Source organism: Kitasatospora sp. MY 5-36 (assembly GCF_001182915.1).
Taxonomy (GTDB): domain Bacteria; phylum Actinomycetota; class Actinomycetes; order Streptomycetales; family Streptomycetaceae; genus Kitasatospora.
On the sequence record NZ_LFVW01001149.1, the window covers coordinates 1 to 1,661 of the forward strand.

The window sequence follows — 1,661 nt, forward strand, 5'->3', positions numbered from 1 at the left end:
GGCGCAGAACGGCGCGGGCCTGGCCCGGCTCGCCCGCCGGATCGAACCCGCGGTCGGCTGGTCCGACCTGGTGCTGCCCGCCCCCACCGCGGGCCGGCTGCGCGAACTCGTGCTGCGGGCCCGGCACCGCGACCAGGTGCTCGGGAGCTGGCGGATGCGCCCGGGCGGCGGCCGGGGCAACGGGGTGGTCGCCCTGTTCGCCGGGGAGTCGGGCACCGGCAAGACGATGTCCGCCGAGGTGGTCGCCGCCGAACTCGGCATGGAGCTGTATGTGGTGGACCTCGCGACCGTGGTGGACAAGTACATCGGCGAGACCGAGAAGAACCTGGAACGCATCTTCACCGAGGCCGCGCAGGTCAACGGCGTCCTGCTGTTCGACGAGGCCGACGCGCTGTTCGGCAAGCGCTCGGAGGTCAAGGACGCCCGCGACCGCCACGCCAACGTGGAGACGGCCTACCTGCTCCAGCGGATGGAGTCCTTCGACGGGATCGCGGTGCTGACGTCCAACCTGCGGGCCAACCTCGACGAGGCGTTCACCCGCCGGCTGGACGTCATCGCGGAGTTCCCGCTCCCGGACGAGGCGCAGCGGCGCCGGCTCTGGGACCGCTGCCTGGGACCGCTGGTGCCCCGCGGCGACGACCTCGACCTGGACTACTGCGCCCGGAACTTCGAGCTCACCGGCGGCTCCATCCGGGCCTGCGCCGTCTCCGCGGCGTACCTGGCCGCGGGGACGGGCGCCCCGCTGGGCATGGCCCAGCTGGTCTCCGCGGTGGTCGGCGAGTACCGCAAGCTCGGCCGGCTGGTGCTGGCGAGCGAGTTCGGGCCGTGGCTGGGCGTCCTCGGCGACGCCGGGCACGGCTGAGCGCCTCCCGCGTGGCCAGCGGGCACGGCCGAGCACTTCCGGGGCGGCGGAGGCCGGTGGGTACGTACGGCGGTGTCCGCCGGGGGCAGCGGCATTGCCCCCGGTCCGGCACCTGGGGACATGTCCCCGGGTGCCGCCCGGGCAGCAGACTCGGGGGCGAATGACCGGCGAAAATGCAGGGCCAGCCGAAGGAGCGCGTATGCCGTCGTACCTCACCCCGGGCGTGTACGTGGAGGAGGTCCAGTCCGGTGCCCGGCCGATCGAGGGCGTCGGCACGGCCGTCGCCGCGTTCGTCGGCTTCGCCGAGACCGGCCCCTTCCACGAGCCCACACTGGTGACCAACTGGGACCAGTACGTCCAGCGGTTCGGCGGCTTCACCGAGGGCACCTACCTGGCCCACTCGGTGTACGGCTTCTTCGCCAACGGCGGCGGCTCCGCCTACGTCGTGCGGGTCGGCGACCCGGCCCGGCGGACGCCCGGCGCCGCCCCCGCCGTCACCGCGGCCCCGCCCGTCGAGATCGCCGGCTTCCTCTTCTCCGCCCTGCCCGGCGCGGGCGGCGAGGTGTCCGTCGAGGTCGTCGACGCGGAGGGCGAGAACGTCCCCGACGACCGGTTCCGGCTGCTGGTGCGCCGGGGCGCCGAGGTCGTCGAGACGTACGACGTCTCGACCCGCAAGAGCACCAAGGGCTACGTCGTCACCCAGCTGCGCGAGTCGAAGCTGGTCGCCGTCGCCGAACAGCCCGGCACCGCGCCGAGCCGCCCCGAGCGCGGCGGCCACGCCCTGGCCGCCGCGCCCGCG

General features: G+C 74.6%; 1 protein-coding gene and 1 pseudogene. Both read left to right on the forward strand.

The window, feature by feature from the left end; genetic code table 11:
• A partial coding sequence (locus tag AE652_RS40930) for an ATP-binding protein (RefSeq protein WP_049661011.1) occupies positions 1-862 on the forward strand: 862 nt, incomplete at its 5' end.
• Between the two features lie 199 nt (positions 863-1,061).
• Positions 1,062-1,661 (forward strand): annotated as a pseudogene (locus tag AE652_RS40935) (phage tail sheath family protein); the annotation flags it as partial.